This window comes from Roseibium sp. MMSF_3544, assembly GCF_030732845.1.
Classification (GTDB): domain Bacteria; phylum Pseudomonadota; class Alphaproteobacteria; order Rhizobiales; family Stappiaceae; genus Roseibium.
Map to the genome: position 1 here is coordinate 1 of NZ_JASHKA010000006.1, position 18,523 is coordinate 18,523.

Below are 18,523 nucleotides of genomic sequence, written 5' to 3' on the forward strand. Positions count from 1 at the left end.
GCTCTTCACACGCTTCCTTGCGTGATTTCGCCATTTATGCCGCCAAATCGGCTTCATTTATGGGTCCGTACCCTAACGTCCAACCGGCATTGTTTCGGGCAAACCGGGACGACAATTCCGCAATTCAGCCAAGCTCACTTGCAGATCGGCAGTTCCAGCGGCGGTTGCTTTGGCAGGGAACGGCGCCATGCGTTGATGATCGGCTGCAGCTGTCTCTTCGGCCAGAATTTGGGAGCGCCAATGGACTTGAGGCATGTGGCGTTCCAGTAGAGACCGGCACTGGAGAGGGACTTTCCGCTCTTCACCGCTTTTGCGACGGCATTGATGTCGCGTCCTTCGGGGTAAATATAGAGCGTCGTCGGTCTTCCTTTCACCAGTGACAGGATCTCTCTGGATACAGATGGTGACCAGGTGGTGCAGCCGTTGCTGCGGCCGCCCGTATAGTTCACCAGCTTTCCGAAAGGGACATACCCCTCCTTGTCGGCATGGGGGCTTTTAGGGTTTTTGAACCGGCATTGCCATCTCAGGAAGACGGCCTGGTGACCGCCGATGTCCCGCTCTCTGGCATTTGAGGTTTCGCCTTCTCCGTCAAACAGCAGGAACGTGCGGTGAAAGGCTTGCCTCTTTCCAGCGCTGCGATAATACCCCTTGAAGGATGTCCTTGTTTCAGCTGTTACGTAGGATCCGCCAGCGGTCAGCTTCGACCCTTCCGCATTGCTGAAGTTTCTGGCGCATTGGCGCCCATTCGAGAAGTTTGCACGCTGCAGTTTTCGCCCATTGCCGTAGCCTGACGAAACTGCGCGAAATGACTTTCGGTTCTCGCAGATGGTGTAAAACCGGCGCCCGGGCTTGCCGCTTCGCGACGTGCTCGGGCGCGTCGCGTCCATGGCGAAGTAGCAGGGATTTCGCACCTTGCCCTGGCGACGTTTACGCTCGTAGAGCGCACGCGCCCTCTGAAGGACGATTGGAGCAATCTGCCCATCGGCCGTGCCCACGTGTTTTTGCAGCCAGGCGGGAATTTTTGAACTTTGCTGAGCCGAAACCGCCGGCACCGCCGCCAGCGTGGCAACGGTGAAAGCGATGGCAAGTGTCAGATGAGGCCAAACAATCCGCAACGGTCAAGTCTCCTCCAAACCGAATCAGCGTCACTCGTGGGACTGAATCCTAACCTGTGTTTGTTAAATCAATGCCATCAGGCGACACGGTCCTCCCGTACCGCCCTTATGCTTGGGGGCGCCAACAATCAAAGTGGCGCCGGTCGCAGGCAACTGGTCCAGATTGGCCATGTTTTCCAGCGCCCAGCGGTTCGCCGGCAGCCATGTGTAGTGGGTCGCAAAATCTGCCGAGAGGCCATAATCGATGGAAAGCGTATCGACACCGATGCCTGCGACTTCAGCCTCTTCCAATAGCATCTTCACTGCTTCAACGTGGAACCCCGGAAAGTGCATTTTTCCGGCATCGTCGGCATTGCGGAAATCCGGAGAACCCAGCCGTTTTTGCCAGCCCGCGTTCTGGGCGACACAAGCTCCCTGCGGAATTGGGCCATTGGCGGCGATCCAGGCCTTCAGATCGTCTGGCGTTACCTGTGCATCCGGATCGGCATCTGCCTTTTCCCGAATGTCGACCACCGCAAGGGGGCAGACCAGGCTTTCGACCGGAACCTCGTCAATCCCGGCTCCGCCATCGGTGAAATGCAGGGGGGCGTCAATGTGGGTTCCCGTATGTTCGTTTACCCGCAGGTTCTTCAAGTTGAAGCTGTTCTTTGCATAGGTGAACACATCTTCGTCGAAGAACTGTTGTTCGCCGAAATAGGTCGGAAAGTCGTGTGTCAGGGTGTGGGTCAGGTCGATGACCTGATTTGCAGCCTGTGCAAGCGCAGGTCGCGGCGCAATCGCCGTCGTGGCGACAATCGCCGCACCGGCTGCCGCCGAACCGCGAAAGAAGTCGCGGCGGCTGAGCGCCTTTCCCTTGACGTAGTCCATGATAATTGGATGACACATATGAGACCTCCCCGAATTGCGAAAGAAACTGGTGATCGCCACCAGCCAGATAAAATCCAAAGGAACGTTTGATGCGAAGACGTTACCTTGTAACAAGACTGGCCGCAACTTCCGCTCCCCGCGCGACCGGGGCTTGGTCTCCGAGGTCGAGACCGGCTCTCAACTCTGGTCAGAGGTCGTTTTCATTTTCAGTTAAAGGCAGATTGCCGGACGCACGCTGGGGCGCACCCGGTGCCTCGTGCCCAACGCGGGTTCGAGGATGCAAAAGTCCTTTGAAGGCTACTTCTTTTATTGTTCCAACTGCCCAAGCCATTCAAACACCGATGCAGCGGAGGGATTGGACTGTGCCCGGGCAGTCAGGCAGGCGAAATACCCGCGATCAGTCGACACGCGTCGCTCCGTAACAGGTGTCAACAGTCCGAGTTCGAACTGGTCATCAAGCAGAGTTTCCCATCCAAGCATGACACCGTCACCGTTGAGCGCCGCCTGGAGATAGACAGTAAAGCTTGTAAATTTGCTGCCGGAGGAGGGATGCGCCGGCGTCAGGCCGGTGCCTGCCAGGAAAGTCTGCCAGTCGTTGCGATGAATACCCATTGTCAGGTGCAGAAGGTTCTGTTGCATCAGATCCTCCGGCTCGCCACCCGCGCCAGCGGCCACATCCGGCCTTGCTGCGGCAACCAGCGTCTCGCTGAAAATGCGTTTGTGATGTGTTCCGGGAAGACGCTCGGGATGATCGAAAACAATTACGATATCCGAAGCTTCGGACGCGTAGGCGTCGTTCTGGTCGCGGGAAACAAGCTCGATGGAAACGTCCGAATTTGCGGCTCGAAAGACCGGGAGCCGTTTCATCAGGTAACAACTCGCAAATCCGATCGTCGTGTTGACCGTAACGACGTGCTGCTCCGGCCTTGCGCGAACCTGCTCGATCGCATTTCCAACTTGGAATATGCCGCCCGATATGGCGCGAAACAGGATTTCACCCTCGGGTGTGAGCGTGGCACGGGGCCTGGAGCGCAGCAGAAGCCTCGTGCCCAGCTGGTTTTCAAGTGCAGCGACACGGCGGCTTATCGCCGGCTGCTGCACATTGAGTTCCTGCGCCGCTCGCGTGAAGTTTCGATGCCGAGCAGCGGCCTCGAATGCCGTGAGCAGCTTCCAGTTCAATCCCTGCATTTCATTCCCTCAAGGAATGCTGACTATACGCTTTTTGCGCGTTCCGTTGAGAACAAAACAAAATTAGATTTGAGGCAGAAGCAACACATTCCACGATGGGTGGGTGATGTCTGATCACGTTAAGGATGCGCCGGTCGCGCCCGGTGAAGCCAGGGAATGGAACTGGAACCCGGCCTTGCCCATTCCGGTCAGCCCGGTCTTTGCCTGGCCACCCCGGCCCTTGGCCGCCCTGAAATGGCTCTCCGGGTACTGGCTTGCGATCTCGTCAACCGTGCTCGAACTGGCTTTGGCATTTTGTGTCTGGTTCCTGACGCAGCCCACATGGGAGGTAATGCAGAGCCTTGCGCCCGGCTGGGTCCTGACGATCTGGATGCGCAATCTCGTCCTCCTTGTCCTGGTTGCGGGTTCACTTCATCTCTGGCTGTGGAAGCTGCAATGTCAGCAAACACACTTGAAGTTCGACGCGCGCGGCATGGCCCGGAACAACGGTCACTTCACCTTCCGCAATCAGGTGTTCGACAACATGTTCTGGTCGCTCGCTTCCGGGGTCACGGTCTGGACACTCTACGAGGTCGGGTATTTCTGGCTGGCCGCGAACGGATTTGCTCCCGTTCTCGGACTTCTCGAGGCGCCCGTCTGGTCAGTTCTCTGGTTCCTGCTGATCCCCTTGTGGGCGTCCTTCCACTTTTACTGGGTGCACCGGTTCCTGCACTGGCCGCCGCTGTATCGCCGGGTTCACAGCCTGCATCACCGCAATATCAATGTCGGGCCCTGGTCGGGACTGTCGATGCACCCTGTCGAGCACGTGTTCTATTTCTCATCCGTCCTGATCCATCTGGTGGTGCCGTCCGATCCGGTGCACGTGATCTGCCACCTCTACAATCTTGCGCTCAATCCGGCGGTATCGCATGCGGGTTTTGAGAAACTCTTCCTGGGCTCGCGAAACCGGATGGTGCTCGGTGATTTTTTCCATCAGCTGCATCACCGCTATTTCGAATGCAATTACGGAACCGCCGAAGTGCCCTGGGATACGGTTTTCGGTTCGTTTCACAACGGAACGCCTGCAGCTACTGACAGGATACGCGAGCGCAAGCGCAGGAAGATGATCTGACATGATCTGCCCGCGCCGGTTTCCCTGTGGGCCCGTGATCCTGGCTGCGGCCCGCGTCCCCCCGTTTTTCGGAAGAAGGAGCAAGTCATGAAAGCGATGGCTGCCGTTCTTTATGAAACAGGATCGGCGTTGGAAGTCGAGGCGCTCGACCTTGATCCTCCGGGCCCCGGCGAAGTTCTTGTCCGGATGGGTGCTGCAGGTGTCTGCCACTCCGACTATCACGTGATGACGGGGCAGGCGGAGCATGCGCTTCCTGTCGTGCTTGGGCATGAAGGGGCCGGTGAAGTCATTGGTCTGGGCGACGGTGTCACCGGGATCTCGGTCGGCGATCATGTCGTCCTGAGCTGGATACCTTTTTGCGGCGACTGCTTCTTCTGCTCAAAAGAGAAAACCCATCTCTGCCAGACCTACAAGACCCCGCTCTGGAACGGAACGATGATGGACGGCACATGCCGTTTGTCGAACGGCAAACAAAGGGTGCGCCATCTTTCGATGTTGGCCTGTTGGGCCGATCTCGCGGTCATTCCGCAGGAAAGCTGCGTCGTCATTGACAAGGCTGTTCCGTTTGAAATCGCCGCGCTCCTCGGCTGCGCGGTCACAACGGGTGTTGGTGCGGCGCTGAACCGGTCCAAGGTCGCGCCCGGAGAGACCGTGGCCGTGATCGGTGCCGGAGGGGTTGGCCTATCGATCATCATGGGCGCCCGGCTGGCAGGAGCGGCCCGGATCATGGCGATAGATGCCTCTCCCGGCGCGGAAGCCAAGGCAAGAGAACTCGGCGCGACGGACTTCCTCCTGGCCGGGGACGACCTGCGTGCGCAGATCCTGGAGTTGATACCTCATGGTGTGGATCACGTCTTCGAAGCCGTCGGGAAGCGAACGCTGCAAAGAGCGGCTATCGATTACTGTTGCCCCGGCGGGCAAGTGACCTTTGTCGGACTGGATTCCAACGACGCAACGATTGATCTTCCCTCTACCGGGATCACCCGATCCGAAATCAATGTCACCGGGTCCATGTTCGGCTCGGCCTGTACGACCCGTGATTTTCGGACTTACGCTCAGCACTACCTGGACGGAAGGCTTCCTATCGACCAGCTGATCGGGAAACGCTACCGGCTAGCCGACATCAACCAGGCGGTAGACGACATGCTTTCAGGTTCCACGGGCCGTGGGGTGATCCTTTTTGAGGGGGCCGCTTCATGAGCGACGATGCGCTCGTCCGTCTGGCCCGCTTTGTCGTCGACGATCCGTTGGACGCGGATCCACGGACGCTGGCTATTCTGCGTTCAGGTGTGATCGATACGCTTGGCTGCATTCATGCCGGCGCCCGATCCGACGTGGCGGGACGTTCGCGCAAAGCTGCCACGGCTATGGAGGCCGCAGGGGCGGCGAAAGTGATCGGAACGGACCTGTGCGCATCACGACCGCAGGCGGCCTTTCTGAATGCCGTTGCCGGCCATGCGCTAGACTTCGACGACTGGGAGATCCCCGGTAATACGCATCCCACCGTCGTGTTGCTGCCCGCTCTTCTTGCTGTCATCGGCAAGGAGGTTCGCGGAGAGGATTTGGCGCGTGCTTACCTGGCAGGGTTTGAGGTTATCGCCCGGCTTGGCGAAGCCTTGAATTTCGATCACTACGACGCGGGCTGGCATACGACCGCAACGCTTGGAGCACCGGGTGCCGCCGCAGCCTGTGCCCGCGTCCTGGGGCTGAGTGTCGAGCAGACGGTCAACGCGTTGTCTTTCGCAGTCAGTGCGGCGAGCGGCTTCACCTGTCAATTCGGGTCGAATGCGAAACCTCTACAGGCTGGCTTTGCGGCGCGATCGGGTGTCGAGGCAGCCTTTCTGGCATCGGCAGGTTTGACGGGCCAGCCTGACGTGCTGGACCATTCTCGTGGTGCGGCCGCGCTCATGGGCGGGTTGAACACCAGCCGTCTTTCTGCCGCGCTTGCGAAGCTTGGCGGCACTTATGCGCTCGCGGAGCACGGCCTAGTCATGAAACCCTGGCCAAGTTGCGGCTACACCCACCGGATCATGACGTGCGCGCTTCGGATGCGCGATCGCGTCGGTTCAGGTCGAATTGAACGGATAGAGCTGCATCTGCCGGATTTCCACGCGGCGGTGCTTCCTTTCGGATCACCTTGTGACAGGTCCGAAGCCTTGTTCAGCTTGCCTTTTGTCGCAGCGATAGGGCTCTCGAAGGCAGGTCTCGATCTTACCGACCTTGAAACGCGCGCCTGGGAGCAGCCTGATATCAAAAAACTGATGGCAGTTACCGAAGTCCACCCGTTCAAGCCGGTCAAGCCAGAGGTGAACTATAGCGAGGAAGATCCGGATCGCATGATCGTTGTCGGATCAAACGGACAACGTCTTGAGGAAACATGTTCGTTTCCAACAGGTTCCCCCCAGTTTCCGATGGATGAGCGGCAGATCTTGAGCAAGTTCGAAAGCAATACCGGGCCTGTCTCCGAGGCGCAGGCATGCAAACGTCTTTGGACCAGAAAGCTTCGAAACTGGTTGCAGGAAGACAACGTTCATTCTCTCTTTTTCGAGCAAGGATCAATGCAATGAGCAGAGCAAGGGGAGGGCGCGCCGCGCGCCGGGCTGCGCGTGAGGGTGGCGCGGGGTCAGGACCGACCACGTCAATCTGGCCAGGTATCGATGGCGGGCAATACCGCCCCATCCCTGACGACGGCATCGCGGCAATCCACAGGACGTCCTTGCGCATTCTGGCCGAAATCGGATTGGCCAACGCTTCAGAGCGCTGCATCGAGACCGTTTGCGCCGCAGGTGGATCAGTGTCCGACGACGGACGGCTCTTGTTTCCTGAAAGTCTGGTGGAACAGGGGCTTCAGATCGCGGGACGGGGGTTCAGGCTCCATGGCCAGCGGCCCGAGTATGACCTTGATCCAAGCGGAACCCGAATTCACCTCGGAACGTCAGGTGCTGCGGTCCATGTCATCGATAGCGAAACCGGTGATGTGCGAAACAGCACGTTGGAAGATCTGCAAGACATGGCGCGCCTGGCAGAGGCACTTCCCAACATTCACATGTTTCAACGCACCGTCGTGGCCCGTGATATCGAGGACCCGCACGCAATGGAGCTAAACACGGCCTATGCCTGTGCAGCCGGCACTGCCAAGCCGATCGGCACATCTTTCAGCTCCGCAGAAACAATGCGGGCAGCGATTGAGATGTTCCACATGATTGCAGGTGGGGAAGCTGCCTGGCGCGCACGTCCTTTCTGTTGCGTTTCCACCTGCTTCGTCGTGCCGCCGCTGACCTTTGCCGAAGAAGCCCTCAGCATCATAGAATGTGCGGCCGACACGGGAACGCCGCTGAAACTTGTCGCGGCTGGTCAGGCCGGAGCGACAAGTCCCGCTCCGCTTGCCGGTGCGGTCGCTCAGCAGACTGCGGAAGTCCTGGCCGGGCTGGTTTATGTGAACTTGCTGAACCCGGGACATCCGGCGCTCTTCGGGGCTCTTCCCTTTGTCAGCGACTTGCGCACGGGGGCCATGTCGGGCGGCAGTGCGGAACAGGGTGTTCTGATGGCCGCATGCGCCCAGATGGCACAGCATTACGGCATTCCGTGCGCCGTCAGCGCCGGGATGACCGACTCCAAGCTTCCGGACTTCCAAGCTGGCTATGAGAAAGGCATTACCGAGCTGCTCAGCGCTCTTGCAGGTGCCAACCTGATCTATGAGGCTGCCGGCATGTACGGCTCTCTCCTGGCGGCCAGCAAGGAGAGTTTCGTCCTCGACAACGACCTCATCGGCTCGGTTCTGCGCGCAACGCGCGGGTTTGAAATCAATGATGATGCACTGGCATTCGACGTGATACGCGATGTCTGCATCAACGGGCCCGGCCACTTTCTCGGCAGTGGGCAGACCCTCGGTCGAATGCAGAGCGACTATTACTACCCCGCGCTTTCCGACCGGGCGACGCCACAAGCCTGGGCGGAGGCAGGGGCGCCTTCGCTTGTGGCGGCTGCGCGCGCCAGAACCGATGCGATCCTTTCTGAATCGCGAGCGCCTGTCTTTGGTGTTGAAACCGCAGGTCGCATCGTCGACCGCTTTCCGGAATTGGCCAGGCATTGGCCGGCGCATCGGCAGGAGCTGTGTTCCGGCGCAGACAGCGTCGGCGCGTAGTCGGTCTCCGGACGTTCGTACCCTAGTCGCGGGCGGAGTCCTTGTTCGTTTCGGCAAGAATCCAGTCGCAGAAAACCCGAGCATCTTTCCGGTTTTTGGTTGTGTCGATCAGGTAGAAAAAATCCCGTTCGTGTTCGAGAAATCCGTCCAGCTTTCTGAGCGACCCATCGGCCAGGTATGTGTCGACAAGTGGATACCCGGCCAATGCGACGCCCTGGCCGGCAATCGCGGCCTGCAGCATGTTGATATAAGTGTTCATCACCACGCCGCTTGCCTCAGGCGGCGCGTTCAGACCGTTCAAGCGAAACCAGTTGGGCCAGCGCGCTCCCGGGCGATAGATGCCGGACAAATGAAGCAGGTTCTCGCTCAACAGGTCCTGTGGTGTCGCAAGCGCCGTGCGCGCCACGTATTTCGGACTGACGACCGGAAAGATCCTCTCCTGCAGTAGTCTCGTCACATTATCCCAGGGAGGCGGTGTCCTGGCATAGCGGACAGCGACATCCACCCCTTCTGCCGCAAGATCGAGCATGCGGTCGGAGACGACGAGGTTCAGTTCAATTTCGGGGTGAAGGTTGTTGAAGTTCACCAGCCGCGGCATGAGCCAGTAGGTGGAAAAGGCCGAGGTCGTGGTGACCGTCAAACGTGTGCGGCCCGAAACAGCCGACACATTGTTGAGCGCGCCGGCGATCTGGTGCAGGGCAGGGCAGACTTCCGCCTCGAGCATGCGCCCTGACTGAGTCAGGAGAACTTTCCGGTGGCCGCGATGAAACAGGCGCACGCCCAGGAGCTCTTCCAGTTCCCCGATTTGCCGGCTCACGGAGACCCGGGTAACGCCGAGTGCTTCAGCTGCTCGTGTAAAATTTTCGTTTCTGCAAACTGCCTCAAATGTGATGAGATGCGGCAACTTTGTCAGAGTTTTGCGCAAGTTTCCCATAACACACAAGTTAACAGATTGAACCGAATTTTGGAACTTCACAAACCAATCGCATCGGCCGAACATGCAGGCAGAGAAGGGTTTGGTCGCATGTTTGGGAGGAGAATATGAGACAGCTGTCACACTTGGTTCTTGCAGCGGTTTTGGTGTCAGCCGTTCCGGCTACAGCACAGGAAATGCCCGGCAAGGGCATATCGGTGTCGCCGATCAAGGGGTCGCCGGCAAATGCCTGGTTCCAGCACATGGTGGTCCAGCTCGGCCTTGAAGCGCTCGGCTACGATGTTCAGGAAACGCTGGAAGCGGACTTTCCTGCCGTTCACCTGGCGGTCGCTTCAGGGGATGCGGATTACACGTTCAATCACTGGAGACCCCTGCACAACGATTTCTTTGACAAATCCGGCGGCGAAGGCGTGATGACACGCGTAAATGCCTCGATCACCGGCGCCGGACAAGGCTACTTCATCGACAAAAAGACAGCCGAAGAACACGGCATCAAGGACATCGGTCAGCTGAGCGATCCCGCCGTCAGCGCCATCTTCGACAGTGACGGCGACGGGCGCGCCAACCTCTCGGGATGTAATCCGGGATGGGGCTGCGAGCTGGCGATCGAGAAGCATCTGGACGACTATGAACTGCGCGACACAGTCCAGCATGACCAGGGCAGCTATTTCGCGATCATGGCGGATACGATCACGCGCTACAATGAAGGCGGTTCCATTCTTTACTACACCTGGACCCCCAACTGGATCAGTGACGTTCTGGTGCCGGGTAACGACGTGGTGCAGATCGGCGTTCCGTCCGACGGCGACTTTGATGCCGGCTTTGCCGTCAACGATGTCTACATCGTCGCAAACAACGACTTTCTTGAAGACAACCCGGCCGCGGCGAAGTTCTTCGAGTTGGTGGAGATCCCGATCGCAGCGGTGAACGCCGCCCAGGTCAAGCTGCGCGATGGCGAGAATACGCTCGAGGACTTCCGCCGCCACGCCGAAGATTGGGTCAAGGCCAATCAGGCGGATTTCGACGGCTGGGTTGCGGAAGCAGCCAAGGCAAACTGACATCCCTCCCCACCTTCAGGGCGCGGTCTTGACCGCGCCTGTTTTTCTCAAAGGGAACATGTCATGAGCGATGCGCAGATCGAATGCCGGGACCTTTGGAAGATCTACGGCAAGCGCTCCGACGAAGCCATGAAGGCTGTCCTTTCCGAAGGCCTGACAAAGGACGAAGTTCGCGACCGCTACGGCTGTGTCCTGGGTGTGCGCAACGCGAGTTTCTCCGTCAAGAAGGGCGAAATCTTCTGCATCATGGGGCTGTCCGGATCGGGAAAATCCACCCTGGTGCGGCACGTGAACCGCCTGATCGAACCGACGGCCGGTGAAATCCATGTGGCAGGAAAACGGGTCGACACGATGGGCGAAGACGCGCTCAGGCAGCTTCGCGCGGAAACCATCGGCATGGTGTTCCAGCACATGGCCTTGTGGCCCCACAGAACGCTTGGAGAAAATGTCGGTTTCGGCCTTGAGGTGCGCGGGGTTCCCCTGGAGGAGCGCCGCAAGTCGGCGGAGACCGCGTTGGGAGCGATGGAACTCAGCGGCTGGATTGATCACTATCCGGACCAGCTGTCCGGCGGCATGCAGCAGCGGGTGGGGCTGGCGCGCGCCCTTGCAGCAGACCCGGAAATCCTCTTGATGGACGAACCGTTTTCCGCGCTCGACCCACTCATCCGGCGGCAGCTGCAGGATCAGTTTCTCAGCCTGTCGGAACACATGCACAAGACCACCTTGTTCATCACCCACGACCTCGATGAAGCGATCAGGATGGGAGATCACATCGCCATCATGAACGACGGCGAGATCGTGCAGATCGGAACACCGGAAGAGATCGTGACCAATCCCGTCGACGATTATGTCGCAGACTTCGTCAAGGGGATAAGCCGCGTCGGTCTCGTGCGTGCCGAAACGATCATGGAGCCACTGGACGGCCGCGAAGGAACGCCGAAACAGGTGCGCGCCGACGCGGAGCTCGGGGAGATCATCGACAAGTTCATGGAGGACCAGTCGCCGGTAACGGTGACGAACCCGGAGAACGCTCCTGTCGGACTGATCACAATCAAGGCGGCGCTCACGGCGCTGCGGGGCTAGACCCCTTTTGAATGATAGGGAGGCGACGGTGGATCTCTGGAACATCTTCGACAAAGAGTGGATCCCGGTCGGTGTCTGGGTCGAAACAGCGCTGCAATGGGTTGTCGCGAATTTCCGCTTCATCTTTCAGGCAATCAAGGTCCCCTTCGATCTGGTTCTCACCGCGCTTGAAGACGGGCTGACGGAGGCTCCGGATCTTCTGGTGCTGGCACTGATTGTCCTGATTGCGTGGCAGGCCGGTGGCCGCAAGCTCGGGATCATCTCGGCTATCTGCATGACGGCGATCGGGCTGATGGGTGCCTGGGAAGAGAGCATGACCACGCTGTCGATCGTGCTGACCTGTGTTGTGTTCTGTTCGCTGATCGGCATTCCGCTCGGCGTGCTTGCCGCCAAGCGCAACAGGTTCTGGATGGTGCTTCAGCCCATATTGGACCTGATGCAGACGATCCCGTCCTTTGTCTATCTCGTGCCCATCGTCATGCTGTTTTCCATCGGCAACGTCTCCGGCGTGATCGTGACCTTTATCTATGCGCTGCCTCCGGTCGTGCGGCTCACCAATCTGGGCATCCGGCAGGTGCGCCCGGACATGGTCGAGGCGGCCCGGGCCTTCGGCGCGTCCAATCGTCAGACGCTTTACAAGGTGGAGCTTCCCCTTGCGCTGCCAACCATCATGGCTGGCGTTAACCAGACCATCATGATGGCGCTGTCCATGGTGGTTGTCTCGTCGATGATCTCCGTGACCGGCCTCGGACAGATGGTGCTTCGCGGCATCGGTCGGCTGGACATGGGTCTTGCGACCGTCGGCGGTCTCGGCATTGTTTTCCTGGCCATCGTCATCGACAGGGTTTCGCAAAGCTTCGGACAGTCTTCCCGCGCACGCAATCATCAGAAATGGTACGAAACCGGCCCGGTCGGGGCCGTCAGAACCCTGGTCCGCAAATGACAAAATCCCCCAATATCCTGTTTCTGCAGGTTGACCAGCTGACCGCATCCGCGCTTCGCGCCTATGGCGACAATATCTGTCACGCCCCGGCTCTGGACAGGCTGGCCGAGACCGGCGTGGTTTTTGAGAACGCTTATTGCAATTTTCCGCTTTGTGCGCCGTCGCGGTTTTCCATGGCGACCGGCCAACTCTGTTCGGCAGTGGGTGCTTATGACAATGCCGCCGAGTTTTCCGCCGAGATACCGACCTATGCCCACTATCTGAGGGTGGCCGGCTATCAGACCGCGCTTTCCGGAAAGATGCATTTTATCGGACCGGACCAGTTTCACGGGTTTGAAAAACGCCTGACCGCTGATCTCTATCCCGCCGATTTTGCATGGGTTCCCAACTGGGCAAACGAGGGCAAGCGGGACACGAACGACGATCGCGCCGTGCGCATTGCCGGGATCTGCGAGCGCTCGGTGCAGATCGACTACGACGAGGAAGTCACGTTCAAGGCGGTTCAGCACATATTCGACATGGCCCGCTCAGATGATGAGCGGCCGTTCTTCCTTCAGGTTTCCTATACGCACCCGCATGAACCGTATCTTTGCCGGAAGGAGTTCTGGGACCTTTACGAAGGCAAGGATATCCCGATGCCGGCCGTTGCCTCGCTTAGCGAACAGGAACATGATCCGCATTCGGTCCGCCTTTTGAAGGACTTCGGGATGCTCGGCATCAGATTCAAGGACGAGGATGTCAACCGCGCCATTCGGGCCTATTACGGCTCCATCAGTTATCTCGACAGTCTGATCTCAAGAATACTGGACGCTCTTGAAGCCACCGGAACCGCTGAGAACACCGCGATTGTGTTCACGTCCGACCACGGCGAAATGCTGGGTGAGCGGGGCATGTGGTTCAAGAAGCATTTCTTTGAAAAGGCCCTCCGCGTTCCCCTGATCGTCAAGGCCCCGGGTCTGAATGCGCAGCGGGTGCGCGAGCTCGTGTCGCTCGTCGACCTGCTGCCGACCTTCAATCGTCTCGCCGGCGCCGGGGCACCGGTTGAGCCATTGGAAGGGACTGACCTTCTGACCCTTCTCGACCAGGGCGATCCACCGCCGCAAAGAGCCGTTTATGCCGAGTACCTGGCTGAAGCGACACCGGTGCCTATCTTCATGATCAGGCGGGGCACATACAAGTTCATCCATTCCTCCCATGACGGCACGATGCTGTTCGACCTTGCGAACGATCCGAACGAACTGACAAATCTTGCCGTCTCAAAATCGCATCAGGAGATTGTTGACTCCTTCCAGAAGGAACTCAGCACCAAGTGGGATGAAGCGGCGCTGACCGAAGCCATTCTGCTCAGCCAGAAGCGCCGGGCCGTTGTGCGCGACGCCATGAACAAAGGACAGAAACGCCTTTGGAACCACGGCGAAAGCGATGCCGACAAGGTGCTCTGGTACCGCGGCGTTCAGGGCTACAACGAATGGGCGTTCGACTACATCTAGATTGAGGCGAGGCGCAGTAACGCGGCAGCAAATCCCCCAGTGGCTGGAGGGCTATGCTCTACGAAATGAGTCCGTACGCCAGAGCAGATTGCAGACAAACGCAGCGCCGCTGACAAACCTCTGTCGTGCATGGTCACTGGACGTCGTGTCGGTTGTCCCGGGCGACGCGTGTGTTATCCATTGCTGGCATCTTTTGGGTTAGTTCTGTGCACGTCACAGAAACTGCCTGCCCGTTTGTTGGTGCCGCCTCCAACAGAGGAAGCCGAACGACAATGCTCAACGTTTTGTCCCGCAACTCGGCGTGAACCGTGCCCCCACTTCCAAGGCACAGCTGCTTTACGATAGACAGACCAAGCCCGCTGGAGTGGTTGTTGCGCCCTCGGGTCCGGCTGTGAGAAACGCGAAAGAAGCGATCAAAGAGCAAGGGAACATCCTGCGGCGGCAAGTCTGCGGCGCCGTTGGAGAAGATCATTTCAATTCCCTGCGGATCATGCTTGGAAAATTGAACCCGGCATTCCGGTTCCGGATCAGCGTATCTCAGCATGTTCGACATCAGGTTATCGATGATGTGCCGCAAGGATTTTCCCGACAGGGCAACCCATCTTTCGATCAGCGCGTCATCGAGGCTCACACTCAGCTGAAGGCCCTTTGCGCCAAACTGGGTGTCCCAACGGCGCTTAACGTCTTCCAGAATGGACCGCACCTCGACACCTTGCGACGTCGGGTCTTCGTCCTCGGGTGAGAGCTCCAAGGCTTCGATCGAATGGGTCAATGAGGTCAAATGATTGAGTTCATCCGACATGAGTGAAAAGAATTTCGCGTCGGCCTGGAAAACGCCATCCTCCAGACCCTCGGTGTAGCCACGAAGACTGGTGATGGGTGTCCGCAGCTCGTGTCCAAGATCGGCAAGGTATCGCGCGCGGCGCTGCTCTTCCTGCTGCAACGCCGCGGCAAGGGCGTTGACCGTATCCGCCAGTCTCCCGACCTCTCCTGACTGGGTTTTCGCGCGTACGCTGTAATCGCCCTGTCGCAACCTGTCCGTCGTCCGGGCGAGCACACCGAGGGGGCGAACGATCAGGAGTGTCACTCCAATGGACGCCGCGACGGCGAAGACCAGTCCAAACGAGATACTTGTCCAAAGTTGACGTTCGACCTCGTCCACGAACATGGCGTGAACCTGACCCGGTTCGATGTTGAAAGTGGACATGAGGCGATCGGAGTAGGTCGTGCTTTGACCCATAAACAGCCAGTACCAGGCAACTCCCAGCATCAGAACAATCGTGATGTTGGCCGCGATCATCTGGAGCGTTAGCCACGGCACCCGGTGCAGGCGGTGTTTCACGATATCATGTGCCCGGCGTTCGCGGTGGTCGAGAACCGGTAGCCAAATCCACGCACCGTCTCGATCATCGTGCCGGTTTCATCACCAAGTTTCGTACGCAGGTTATGGACGTGCACATCGATCGCCTTGGGTCCGACCGCAACGTCGTTTCCGTAAAGAAGCGCGATCAGTTGGCCCCGCGACAGGACCCTGCTGGGCTGCTCCAGAAGACGCCGCAGAATTTTGTGCTCGTAGGGCGTCAGCGCGATTGTCTGACCGGACACGTTGCAGATTGGCTGCCCGACATCCAGTTTCAGGGGGCCGACTTCCAACACCTCTTCATGACTTGCACTTGCCATTTGACTGCGGCGCAAGATCGCCTGAATGCGGACGATCAGCTCCCGAGGCGAAAAAGGTTTGATGACATAGTCGTCTGCACCCGAAGCAAAGCCGTCAAGCACATTGGTTTCCGCACCCAGCGCTGTCAGAAACAGGACGGGTGTCAGGGTGCCTTGCGCGCGCATAGCCTCAACGATGTCCGTCCCGGACCTGTGCGGCAGCATGACATCGAAGATGCAGATGTCGAACGTATCCGTCAGGGCCGCCTTGTAGCCCGTCAGACCATCCTGGTGCTCGAACACTTCATGACCGGCACTTTCAAGATAGGCGCTCAGAAGATTGAGAATGTTCTCATCGTCTTCGACTACCAGGATTTTGGCTTTGGTAGCGATACCACCCGTCTCCCCAAATGAGCTCTTGGACGGGGAGAAAGGTGCATTCGTTTGCATGGTGCGTCCAATAACGATCCGGAGACTACGAGTTGATTGGAGGCGCGCCGGCCTCAGGGGGGAGGCCGGCGCACGCGGCAAACCCTATTGTGCGGCAAGCGTTTCGGCCGAGGTGGCGAAAATCACTTTCCAGTTCGACTCACCCTTTGAGATCACGGTGCCGGTGTCTGCGAGGAAGAGCTTGTTATGGGCTGCCGGGCTGCTGTTGAGGTAAAGCTGACCATCAACGATGGCCCAAAGATCGGGCTGGGTCGGCACTTTCTTGCCCTTGCTCGCACCCGCTGAGCACCACCCGCCATAGGCTGGTGCATATTTCGCCGGGTTGGCATCAAAAAGCGCCTTGTTCTCCGCGGAGGCAAAATGCCAGGTCGCCCCTTGATATTCGGATGCAAATTCCGGTGAACCCGGCGTTGGTGCTCCCACCGTGTGGTAGGCGACAACGTCTGTCCCCCCAACGACGGCGCCACCGTCAAGGTAGTGCTCATCCACGGCCAGCGCCGGACTTGCCATAAAGCTCACGGCCATTGCCATAGAAACCGCCGCGATAGTCTTTCCGTAGGTCTTCATAGGTTACGTCCTCGGGTCTGTGTTTTGACAATTTCAAAAGGATGAGTACTAGGGTACGGACCCCTAAATGAAGCCGATTTGGCGGCAAAATGGCGAAATCTCGCAAGGAAGCGGGTGAAGAGCGGGCTGTGTGCCCGGTCAAGCTCGGTGACGCTGCGAGGTAATGCCATTTTACCGTCCTTCGGATTTGGCCGTCTTGACCATCTGCTGCGTCGCGAAAGGCTTGAAAATGAACCACATTTCCTGCGCCTTCGCTCCTTTCATATGGTCAAGACGATCCAAACCAAATCTGCTTCATTTAGGAGTCCGTACCCTAAGGTGAACTCTTCCCAGGACGTCGGGTATAACGGTGCAGTGTTTTGGGGCGGTTTGGGCTGCGTTAGGTTTCGGTTAGGATCGAGTTTCGTCCTGCGCGGCAATGCGCGCAGCTGCCAGGACGAAGGCGGTTTCGGTATTAAGAAGAATGGAAGGTTTAGTGCCAGCTAGCGGGAAATCAGAATTTGATGTTCGACCAAAACTTAGTTGATTTCGGCATAGACCAGTTCGAACCTAATTCGATCTTTAGCTTTGCTGAATCAAAATGACCTTAAGAAAACTCGCGGTCATTTTGATTAGATTCATTCACTTTCGTCTGGAACGACCGCCAAACTAGCCGGAATGCTTCTGGAAGAAACTGTCAATCTTGTCGGCAACCTCAGCGACAAAGTGCGGGTAGTCATAAAGATCGACATGACGTGCGTCTTTGACCTCGTAAAGCTCCTTAGGTTCGGTCGCCTCGGCGAAGAAATCGAGTGTCGCCTGAGCCGTGTTGTCCATGGCCGCTGATCCATAGATGCCAAGGAATGGTGTGTTGAGATACGGAGCCCACTGCCGCGCACTGACAAGAGGCTGTGTTTCGAACATGGTCGCTTGAACACGGTAGTCATAGTTGGGGAAGGTTTGCGAACCCGCCCGCGCGGTCTGGTAATAGTCGTAACCCTGGCCATTGATTGAATTCGGATCGAGCGTCGCCGGATCATTCTTCTCGAAGCCTATCAGATCAACAGGATCGAGCGTACCTTGTTCATATAGGCTCTGACGCGCTGCGTTGGATGCTTTGATCAGCGTCAGCAACACCTCTTTAGGCATTCCTCCACCGAAAAACCGAGAGTGACCATCCAGAAGCCCGCTGACTGTGGCCAGTGCCTTTATCCGTTTGTCGGTCACGGCCACGACGGGCATGTAACTCGCGCTGGCGCACCCAGCGATCCCAAACAGTCGGTCCCGATCTACAAACGGAAGTGTGCCGAGATAGCTGACGGCATCCCGGATGCCTTCCATCTTCTTGAACGGGTTTTCGTCCTGACGCAGATCACCTTCGCTATCGCCAAAGCCGATGTGATCAAATGCCAAGTAGACATAACCACGCGCAACCATGGCATCGCCGTAGTTCGCAGCCATCTGTTCTTTCACCTGACCCAAAGGCCCTGAAAACACCACGGTCGGGTACTTTTTCGTGTTGTCAAAATCCTCCGGCAAATAGAGGTGGCCGACGAGATTAACCCCTTGTGATCTGAAGGTTACGTCATTTCGACCAGAAGTGAGTTCAAGCATTTTCTTTTGTCCATTGTTCGTAATTTCGATCGCGGCTGAAGCGTGTGCAGAGAGGCCCGTGACGGGGACGATGGCGGCTGCGGCTGTCAGGGAGAGAGCGTTGCGCCGAGTAATATGTGTAGTCATGGGATCGAGCCTCCTGATCTTCGGATGTGGATTGTGTTCCTGATTCACTCTGAGCGTTGCGGAAACGATGGCACGACGATTTTTCCAATTAGGTCCGTGGTTTGTCTCGTTTCGCGCTTCCTAAAGTAGAATTTATATTTTACATTTATGTACGCGAACAAAAATGTAAAGGGTTGATTCTACTTTTTGTGGAAT

General features: G+C 58.0%; 16 protein-coding genes. 8 read left to right on the forward strand and 8 right to left on the reverse strand.

Annotation, left to right across the window (positions count from 1 at the left end):
• Nucleotides 1-134 precede the first annotated feature (134 nt).
• From RBB47_RS10185 to RBB47_RS10195, 3 genes are all read right to left on the reverse strand, one after another.
• On the reverse strand, nt 135-1,115 hold the full coding sequence (locus tag RBB47_RS10185; RefSeq protein WP_305985682.1) for a murein L,D-transpeptidase catalytic domain family protein: 981 nt from the start codon (nt 1,113-1,115) through the stop codon (nt 135-137).
• 63 nt (nt 1,116-1,178) lie between these two features.
• Nucleotides 1,179-2,000: a cyclase family protein gene (locus RBB47_RS10190; protein WP_305985683.1), complete on the reverse strand. Its 822-nt coding sequence runs from the start codon at nt 1,998-2,000 to the stop codon at nt 1,179-1,181.
• Nucleotides 2,001-2,288: 288 nt separating this feature from the next.
• The gene (locus tag RBB47_RS10195) at nt 2,289-3,170 is read right to left on the reverse strand and encodes a LysR family transcriptional regulator (RefSeq protein ID WP_305985684.1); all 882 of its coding nucleotides are present in this window, start codon (nt 3,168-3,170) and stop codon (nt 2,289-2,291) included.
• A gap of 106 nt (nt 3,171-3,276) precedes the next feature.
• Between RBB47_RS10195 and RBB47_RS10200 the strand changes: the two genes are divergently transcribed.
• The 4 genes from RBB47_RS10200 (at nt 3,277) to RBB47_RS10215 (ending at nt 8,425) form a co-directional block, all read left to right on the forward strand.
• On the forward strand, nt 3,277-4,281 hold the full coding sequence (locus RBB47_RS10200; RefSeq protein ID WP_305985685.1) for a sterol desaturase family protein: 1,005 nt from the start codon (nt 3,277-3,279) through the stop codon (nt 4,279-4,281).
• A gap of 87 nt (nt 4,282-4,368) precedes the next feature.
• Nucleotides 4,369-5,481, forward strand: coding sequence for a zinc-binding dehydrogenase (locus RBB47_RS10205; protein ID WP_305985686.1), 1,113 nt, complete (start codon nt 4,369-4,371; stop codon nt 5,479-5,481).
• Nucleotides 5,478-6,848 (forward strand): MmgE/PrpD family protein, encoded by a 1,371-nt coding sequence (locus tag RBB47_RS10210; RefSeq protein WP_305985687.1) that lies wholly within the window; start codon nt 5,478-5,480, stop codon nt 6,846-6,848. Before RBB47_RS10205 ends, RBB47_RS10210 begins: the two co-directional genes overlap by 4 nt.
• Nucleotides 6,845-8,425 (forward strand): trimethylamine methyltransferase family protein, encoded by a 1,581-nt coding sequence (locus RBB47_RS10215; protein WP_305985688.1) that lies wholly within the window; start codon nt 6,845-6,847, stop codon nt 8,423-8,425. The genes RBB47_RS10210 and RBB47_RS10215 overlap by 4 nt, the downstream gene beginning before the upstream one ends.
• A 22-nt stretch (nt 8,426-8,447) precedes the next feature.
• Here the strand turns inward: RBB47_RS10215 and RBB47_RS10220 are convergent, their stop codons facing one another.
• Entirely contained in the window at nt 8,448-9,359 is a 912-nt protein-coding gene (locus tag RBB47_RS10220; protein WP_305985689.1) for a LysR substrate-binding domain-containing protein, read from the reverse strand.
• Between the two features lie 107 nt (nt 9,360-9,466).
• Here RBB47_RS10220 and proX point away from each other — a divergent pair, with 107 nt between their 5' ends.
• From proX to betC, 4 genes are all read left to right on the forward strand, one after another.
• Nucleotides 9,467-10,417, forward strand: coding sequence for a glycine betaine/L-proline ABC transporter substrate-binding protein ProX (gene proX, locus RBB47_RS10225; protein ID WP_305985690.1), 951 nt, complete (start codon nt 9,467-9,469; stop codon nt 10,415-10,417).
• 63 nt (nt 10,418-10,480) lie between these two features.
• Nucleotides 10,481-11,500: a glycine betaine/L-proline ABC transporter ATP-binding protein gene (locus RBB47_RS10230; protein WP_305985691.1), complete on the forward strand. Its 1,020-nt coding sequence runs from the start codon at nt 10,481-10,483 to the stop codon at nt 11,498-11,500.
• 28 nt (nt 11,501-11,528) lie between these two features.
• A complete protein-coding gene (locus tag RBB47_RS10235) occupies nt 11,529-12,443 on the forward strand; it encodes a proline/glycine betaine ABC transporter permease (RefSeq protein WP_305985692.1) in 915 nt (304 codons plus the stop codon).
• Entirely contained in the window at nt 12,440-13,933 is a 1,494-nt protein-coding gene (betC, locus tag RBB47_RS10240; RefSeq protein ID WP_305985693.1) for a choline-sulfatase, read from the forward strand. Before RBB47_RS10235 ends, betC begins: the two co-directional genes overlap by 4 nt.
• Nucleotides 13,934-14,066: 133 nt before the next feature.
• On the opposite strand, the gene RBB47_RS10245 is transcribed toward betC, so the two are convergent.
• From RBB47_RS10245 to RBB47_RS10260, 4 genes are all read right to left on the reverse strand, one after another.
• The gene (locus RBB47_RS10245; protein ID WP_305985694.1) at nt 14,067-15,275 is read right to left on the reverse strand and encodes a cell wall metabolism sensor histidine kinase WalK; all 1,209 of its coding nucleotides are present in this window, start codon (nt 15,273-15,275) and stop codon (nt 14,067-14,069) included.
• Nucleotides 15,272-16,042 (reverse strand): response regulator transcription factor, encoded by a 771-nt coding sequence (locus RBB47_RS10250; protein WP_305985695.1) that lies wholly within the window; start codon nt 16,040-16,042, stop codon nt 15,272-15,274. The genes RBB47_RS10245 and RBB47_RS10250 overlap by 4 nt, the downstream gene beginning before the upstream one ends.
• Before the next feature lie 84 nt (nt 16,043-16,126).
• Nucleotides 16,127-16,609, reverse strand: coding sequence for a YHS domain-containing (seleno)protein (locus tag RBB47_RS10255; protein ID WP_305985696.1), 483 nt, complete (start codon nt 16,607-16,609; stop codon nt 16,127-16,129).
• Nucleotides 16,610-17,257: 648 nt separating this feature from the next.
• Nucleotides 17,258-18,328, reverse strand: a complete 1,071-nt coding sequence (locus RBB47_RS10260) for an alpha/beta hydrolase (RefSeq protein WP_305985697.1) — start codon at nt 18,326-18,328, stop codon at nt 17,258-17,260.
• Between the last annotated feature and the right edge of the window lie 195 nt (nt 18,329-18,523).